4 protein-coding genes are annotated in these 7263 nt (G+C 71.0%); all 4 read left to right on the top strand.

From position 1 onward, the window contains the following. Nucleotides 1–285 precede the first annotated feature (285 nt). The 4 genes from AB0L75_RS37685 (at nt 286) to AB0L75_RS37700 (ending at nt 7166) form a co-directional block, all read left to right on the top strand. Nucleotides 286–1710: a diaminobutyrate--2-oxoglutarate transaminase family protein gene (locus AB0L75_RS37685; RefSeq protein WP_365190543.1), complete on the top strand. Its 1425-nt coding sequence runs from the start codon at nt 286–288 to the stop codon at nt 1708–1710. Between the two features lie 257 nt (nt 1711–1967). Next, nucleotides 1968–3974, top strand: a complete 2007-nt coding sequence (locus AB0L75_RS37690) for an IucA/IucC family protein (RefSeq protein ID WP_365190545.1) — start codon at nt 1968–1970, stop codon at nt 3972–3974. Nucleotides 3975–4210: 236 nt separating this feature from the next. Next, on the top strand, nt 4211–4888 hold the full coding sequence (locus AB0L75_RS37695; RefSeq protein WP_365190547.1) for a GNAT family N-acetyltransferase: 678 nt from the start codon (nt 4211–4213) through the stop codon (nt 4886–4888). Nucleotides 4889–5171: 283 nt separating this feature from the next. Then, nucleotides 5172–7166, top strand: a complete 1995-nt coding sequence (locus AB0L75_RS37700; RefSeq protein ID WP_365190548.1) for an ATP-dependent DNA helicase — start codon at nt 5172–5174, stop codon at nt 7164–7166. The last annotated feature ends 97 nt before the right edge of the window (nt 7167–7263 follow it).

The following is a 7263-nucleotide window of genomic DNA, read 5'->3' on the forward strand; positions in this document are numbered from 1 at the left end:
AACGGTTCGGCTACAAGCCGTCTGACCTGGTCAATCATCCCTAGATTGACCGGTTTGACGTCCATTCACCGCAACCGCCCATGCTCCGAGGGGCGTTCCCTCCACTCCGTCCGGCCACCTTCCCGTCCTGGCAATGATCTTATGGAAACCCGTAACCCGCCGGACGGTCCGCGGTTGTAGCGGTGGGGGGCCAGCTGCCTGCATCCGGTCCCCGCGGATCAACTCGCCTCTGAACAGCGGGGAGGACAGCGACCGGTGGCCGTTACGGAGTCGATGGCTGGAGGCATGCACGGGGAAGCGCCTGCGGTGCACGAGGGGATCCTCAGACGCCAGTCGGCGCGTGAATCCTCCGCCCGTACCTATGCCCGGGCCCTGCCCATCGTCCCGGTCCGGGCGCGAGGGCTCACTATCGAGGGCGCCGACGGACGTCGCTATCTCGACTGCCTCTCCGGCGCCGGCACACTCGCCCTCGGCCACAACCATCCGGTCGTGCTGGAAGCCATCCGCGGTGTCCTCGACTCCGGCGCGCCGCTCTCCGTCCTCGACCTGGCGACCCCCGTCAAGGACGCCTTCATCACCGAACTGTTCCGCACCCTGCCGCCCGGTCTCGCCGACCGCGCCCGTGTCCAGTTCTGCGGACCGGCCGGAACCGACGCCGTCGAGGCCGCCCTCAAACTGGTCCGGGCCGCGACCGGCCGCACCGGCATCCTCGCCTTCACCGGCGCCTACCACGGCATGACCGCCGGCGCGCTGGCCGCCTCCGGCGGCGCCCGTGACGTCCAGGTCGCCCGGCTGCCCTATCCGCAGGACTACCGCTGTCCCTTCGGCATCGGGGGATCGCGCGGCGCCGCGCTGGCCGCCCGCTGGACCGAGTCCCTCCTCGACGATCCGAAGTCGGGTGTGTCGCTGCCCGCCGGGATGATCCTCGAACCCGTCCAGGGCGAGGGCGGCGTGATTCCCGGGCCGGACGAATGGCTGCGGCGGATGCGGCAGCTCACGGCCGACCGGTCCGTCCCGCTGATCGCCGACGAGATCCAGACCGGCGTCGGCAGGACGGGCGCCTTCTGGGCCGTCGACCACAGCGGCATCACCCCCGACGTCATGGTCATGTCCAAGGCCATCGGCGGCAGCCTCCCGCTGGCCGTGATCGTCTACCGCGACGATCTCGACGTCTGGCCACCCGGCGCGCACGCGGGAACCTTCCGCGGCAACCAACTCGCCATGGCCGCGGGCACCGCGACCCTCGCCTATGTGCGGGAGAACGGCCTCGCCGAGCGCGCCGCCGACCTCGGCTCTCGCATGCTGGGCCAACTCGGTCGGCTTGCCGACACGTTCGCCTGCGTGGGGGAGGTACGGGGACGTGGACTGATGATCGGCGTCGAGCTGGTGGACCCGGAGGGCGCCGGAGCCGAACCCGGCGACCACCACCCCACCTCCCCCGACCTGCAACCGACCCGCATCCCGCACCCGGCCGCGCCCGAACTCGCCGCGGCCGTCCAGCGCGAGTGCCTGCAGCGCGGACTGATCGTCGAACTCGGCGGCCGTCACTCGGCCGTGGTCCGGCTGCTTCCCCCGCTCACGATCAGCGACGAGCAGGCGGCAGCCGTTCTGGACCGCCTGGCGGACGCGGTGGCGGCGGTGGCCCGCACCCACGAGGAACACGGCCCACAGCACAGTCGACACCACGGCCCTGCCCAGCGCGCCGGCTGAGAGCCGCGCCCACGCCGCCCGACCACGGGAACCGGCAACAGCCCCCGGACCCGATCCCTCCTCCATCCCCACCACCCCCATCGGTAAGGACCTTCAGGCCGAAACCGGCCTTCCCTGACACGCCCACACCCCTCTCGCTCCCACTCGCTCTCCCCGTCGACCTGGTCCTCCGCCGCGGTCAAGGCAACGCCGACGACGCGGGAACGGCGACCGAGCGACAGCACGAGCCCCGCACCACCCAGCCACGAGGAGCCGTCATGAACGCCACCCCTACACCCGACGGCAGCTCCGGTGTCCCCGACGAACAGGGAGACGCAGGCAACCCGGCTTCTCCCACGCCGCTCGCCGAGTCGGTTCCCCAGCAGAAGCGGCGCACCGCGGATCTCACCCGAGTGACCGAGCCCGGCGCCGAGCTGCTGGAACATCCCGACCCGCACACCGCGGCCCAGGCCGCCGCCATGGAGAACCTGCTGCGGTGCTGGGCACGCGAGACCAGCCTCGCCACCCCCACCAACGGCACCCTCCAGGTCCCGCTCCCGGCCAGCGGCACCTCCCTGCTCGTGCCGGTCCGCTACTGGTCACCGACCGGCTGGCACCGCTTCGGCCCACCACGCCTGGCCGGGGCCCCCGATGCGGCCCCTGCCGTCGACGCCGTCACCCTGGCGGCGCTGCTGGCCCGGGAGACGGCCGATGACACGGGCGGCAGCGCCCGCTCCCAGAGCCCCACCGCGGCCGGCCACGGCGACGACGGCAGCCACGGCGGTGACGGCAGCCACGGCGACGACGGCGGCTACGACGACGGAGGTCTGGTGGCTCGGGTGGCCGACTCCGTCCGCCGCACCGCGACCTTCCTGCGCGACCGGCGCGAGCACCCCACCGACGGCCCCGATCTCTTCCTCTCCGTCGAGCAGTCCCTCCTCCTCGGTCATCCCCTGCACCCGACCCCCAAGAGCCGGGAAGGCCTGACCGACGCCGAAACCCCTTTGTATTCCCCAGAGTTGCGCGGCTCCTTTCTCCTGCACTGGATCGCTGTCGCACCCTCCCTTCTCGTCAAAGACTCGGCGTGGACCGAGCGAGGCCGGCCCGTCCCAGCCGACCACCTCATCCGGCGCCTCGCCGAAACCGCTCTCCCGCTGCCCGACGGCTATGCCGCTCTCCCGCTGCACCCATGGCAGGCCCGCGAGCTGCGTCACCGCGAACCCGTCGCCACCCTGCTCGACACCGGCCTCCTCCGTGACCTCGGCCCCAGCGGATCCGGCTGGCATCCCACCTCCTCCGTACGCACGGTCCACCGATCCGGCGCCCCCGCGATGCTCAAGCTGTCCCTCGGCCTGCGCATCACCAACTCCCGACGGGAGAACCTGCGCAAGGAACTCCATCGAGGAGTCGAGATGCACCGGCTGCTGCGCACCGGCCTGTCCAAGCAATGGCAGGCCGTACACCCCTCCTTCGACATCGTCCGCGACCCGGCCTGGCTCGCCGTCGACGATCAGGACGGCCGGCCCGTCCCCGGACTCGACGTGCTGATCAGGCACAACCCCTTCGTACCGACCGACGACGTCGGCTGCGTGGCCGGACTGGTCTCGCTCCGGCCCGTTCCCCCACCCGGCAGCAACTTCTCCGACCAGCAGGGGCCTTGGCCCATGCGCTCCCGGCTGTCCCAGCTCATCGCGGGGCTCACCGCCCGCACCGGCCGGCCGGTCGCCACCGTTGCCGCGGAGTGGTTTCTCCGGTACCTGGAGCAGGTCGTGCGTCCCGTGCTCTGGCTGGACAGCGAGGCCGGCATCGCCCTCGAAGCCCATCAGCAGAACACCCTGCTCCTGCTCGACCGCGACGGGTGGCCCGCCGGCGGCCGCTACCGCGACAACCAGGGCTACTACTTCCGCGAGTCGCGGCGCGTCGAACTGGATGCCCGGCTGCCCGGTATCGGTGAGCGCAGCGACACCTTCGTCTCCGACGAGGTCACCGACGAACGCTTCGCCTACTACCTCGCCATCAACAATGTGCTCGGCCTGATCGGTGTGTTCGGCTCCCAGCGTCTTGCCGACGAGCGACTCCTGCTCGCGGCCTTCCGCCGCTTCCTCACCGATGTCGCCGCAGGTCCCACCGCGCTGCACAGCACCCTGCCCCGCCGCCTGCTCGACTCACCCGTCCTGCGCTGCAAGGCCAACCTGCTGACCCGGCTGCACAGCCTCGACGAACTCGTCGGCCCGGTCGACACCCAGTCCGTCTACGTCACCATCGCCAACCCCCTTCATTCCTGAGCGTCTCGTCCCGTGTCCCCGCCCTTCCGAGGAACATGACCCACCTCGTCTCCTGAGAGGAGCGCATCTTGCCTCCGACCGACGCGAACCCCGGCCCCGGCGCCGGCCCTGCCCCTTCGAGGGGCCCCGTCCCGCCGCGTCCCGCTGTCTCGCCGGGTGCGGCCGTCCCGCCGGGCATCCCTGTCCTCCGAGGTGCCGCCGGCCCCCGAGCGGACGGCGCGGACAGCGCACGGGCCGTGCCTTTCACCGGGCTCGCCTTCGAGGACGACGACACGGACTGCGAGGACACGCTGGACCTCCAGCTGCCCGCCGAGTACCTCGCACTCTTCGGTGGAGGTACGGCCTACCTCTTGGACCAACTCCCCACGTGGGGCCCGGTGGCCACCCCTGTCGGCTCCTTCCGACTCCTGCCCGTGCGTATCGGGGAAGACCTGCCGCTCATCCATCGGTGGATGAACGACCCCGTCGTCGGGGACTTCTGGGAGCTGGCCGGGCCCCAGAGCCGGACGGAGGACCATCTACGCGCTCAACTGGACGGCGACGGACGCAGCATGCCGTGTCTGGGCGCACTGGACGGCACACCCATGAGCTACTGGGAGATCTACCGGGCAGACCTGGATCCGCTGGCCCGCCACTACCCGGCCCGTCCCCATGACACCGGGATCCACCTCTTCGTCGGTGCGGCCGCGGATCGAGGGCGGGGACTGGGATCCGCCCTGATCCGAGCGGTGGCCGACCTGATCCTGGACCGGCGCCCCACGTGCGCGCGGGTCGTAGCGGAACCTGATCTATGCAACACCCCCTCCGTCGCCGCGTTCCTGAGCGCCGGATTCCGATTCGCGGACGAGGTCGACCTGCCCGGCAAGCGGGCCGCCCTCATGATCCGGGACCGAGTCCTGCGCGATGTGTTGTAACGCTGTGTGCTGGCGCCTTCGCATGTAGTACGAGGCTCGGGCCCGTCGAGTTCCCGCTCGGCTCGAGGATTTCCGAGTTCGACCGAGAAATCCGCGAGCGACGCCGGCCCCGGCCCCGGCTCCGCTCCGCGATGGAGCCCGTTACTGCCTCCGCGCTGAGCCCACACCCCTGCCACCTCCATCCACCTCTGCTCACCCACCCCAGGAGCCTGGTCGTGATCCCGCCGTCCCTCCCTGTCTTGATCGCCCGTTTGTCAGTGCCGGGCCGTAGGGTGGTCGGGCTATGACTAAGCCCTCACTCCCCGAACTCCTGCATGCCGCCGTCGCCGCTGTCGGCGGCATGGAGCGCCCCGGCCAGGTGACCATGGCCGAAGCGGTCGCCGAGGCGATCGACGACGGATCCCACCTGCTGGTCCAGGCCGGCACCGGCACCGGTAAGTCGCTCGGCTACCTCGTGCCGGCGCTCGCGCATGGGGAACGGGTGGTCGTGGCGACGGCCACCCTCGCGCTGCAGCGCCAGCTCGTGGAGCGCGATCTGCCGCGCACGGTCGACGCCCTGCACCCGCTGCTGCGGCGCCGCCCGGAGTTCGCGATGCTCAAGGGCCGGTCGAACTACCTCTGTCTGCACCGCCTGCACGAGGGCATGCCGCAGGACGAGGAGGACGGACTCTTCGACCAGTTCGAGGCCGCCGCGCCCACGAGCAAGCTGGGTCAGGACCTTCTGCGGCTGCGGGACTGGTCGGACGAGACCGAGACCGGCGACCGGGACGATCTCACCCCGGGCGTGTCGGACCGCGCCTGGGCGCAGGTGTCGGTCTCGTCGCGGGAGTGCCTGGGCGCGTCGAAGTGCGCGTACGGCGCCGAGTGCTTCGCGGAGATGGCCCGGGAGCGTGCCAAGCTCGCCGAAGTCGTGGTCACGAACCACGCACTGCTCGCCATCGACGCCATCGAGGGCGCACCGGTCCTGCCGCAGCACGAGGTGCTGATCGTGGACGAGGCCCACGAACTCGTCTCCCGGGTCACCGGCGTCGCGACCGGCGAACTCACGCCCGGCCAGGTCAACCGCGCGGTGCGCCGCGCCGCGAAGCTGGTGAACGAGAAGGCCGCAGATCAGCTTCAGACCGCCGCGGAGGGCTTCGAGCGGCTCATGGAGCTGGCCCTGCCGGCTCGCCTGGAGGAGATCCCGGAAGACCTCGGCTATGCCCTGATGGCCCTGCGGGACGCCGCCCGCACGGTCATCTCCGCGATCGGAGCGACGCGCGACAAGTCGGTGCAGGACGAGGACGCGGTCCGCAAGCAGGCGCTGGCTTCGGTGGAGACAGTGCACGACGTGGCGGAGCGGGTCCTGAACGGCTCCGAGTGGGACGTCGTCTGGTACGAGCGGCACGACCGCTTCGGTGCGTCCCTGCGCGTCGCTCCCATGTCGGTCTCGGGCTTGCTCAGGGAGAAGCTCTTCGCGGACCGCTCGGTCGTCCTCACCTCGGCCACCCTCAAGCTGGGCGGCGATTTCAACGGCGTCGGAGCCTCCCTGGGGCTCGGCCCCGAGGGCACGGAGGGCGAGGATCTGCCGCAGTGGAAGGGCGTCGACGTCGGATCGCCCTTCGACTACCGCAAGCAGGGCATCCTCTATGTCGCCAAGCATCTCTCGCGGCCCGCGCGGGACGGTGAGCGTTCCGACATGCTCGACGAGCTGACCGAGCTGATCCAGGCGGCAGGAGGCCGCACCCTCGGGCTGTTCTCGTCGATGCGGGCCGCCCAGCTCGCGGCGGAGGAGCTGCGCTCCCGGATTCCCGAGTTCCCGATCCTGCTCCAGGGCGAGGAGACCCTCGGTGAGCTGATCAAGAACTTCTCGGCCGATCCGAAGACCTGTCTGTTCGGCACCCTGTCCCTGTGGCAGGGCGTCGATGTCCCCGGCCCGAGCTGCCAGCTGGTCGTCATGGACAAGATCCCGTTCCCGCGACCCGACGATCCGTTGATGAGTGCCCGGCAGAAGGCGGTGGAGGACGCCGGCGGCAACGGTTTCATGGCGGTGGCCGCCACGCACGCCGGCCTGCTCATGGCCCAGGGCGCCGGCCGGCTCGTGCGCGCGTCGGGGGACCGGGGCGTCGTCGCCGTACTGGATCAGCGGCTGGCCACAGCGCGGTACGGCGGCTATCTCAAGGCGTCACTGCCGGACTTCTGGTACACCACGGACCGGAACCAGGTCCGCAGGTCGCTCGCCGCGATCGACGTGGCGGCGAAGGCGACGGAGGAAGCGCAACAGGCAGAGGAGAAGTGATCGCGGGGTGGCCTGACCGGCGCCGGTCAGCTTGGTCATGCGACCATGGTCGGAGCCTGACATCAGTGTGAAGGTCAAGCGCGCGGGCGGGAGGCGG

It is taken from the genome of Streptomyces sp. NPDC052101 (genome assembly GCF_040680235.1).
In the GTDB taxonomy this organism is placed as follows: domain Bacteria; phylum Actinomycetota; class Actinomycetes; order Streptomycetales; family Streptomycetaceae; genus Streptomyces.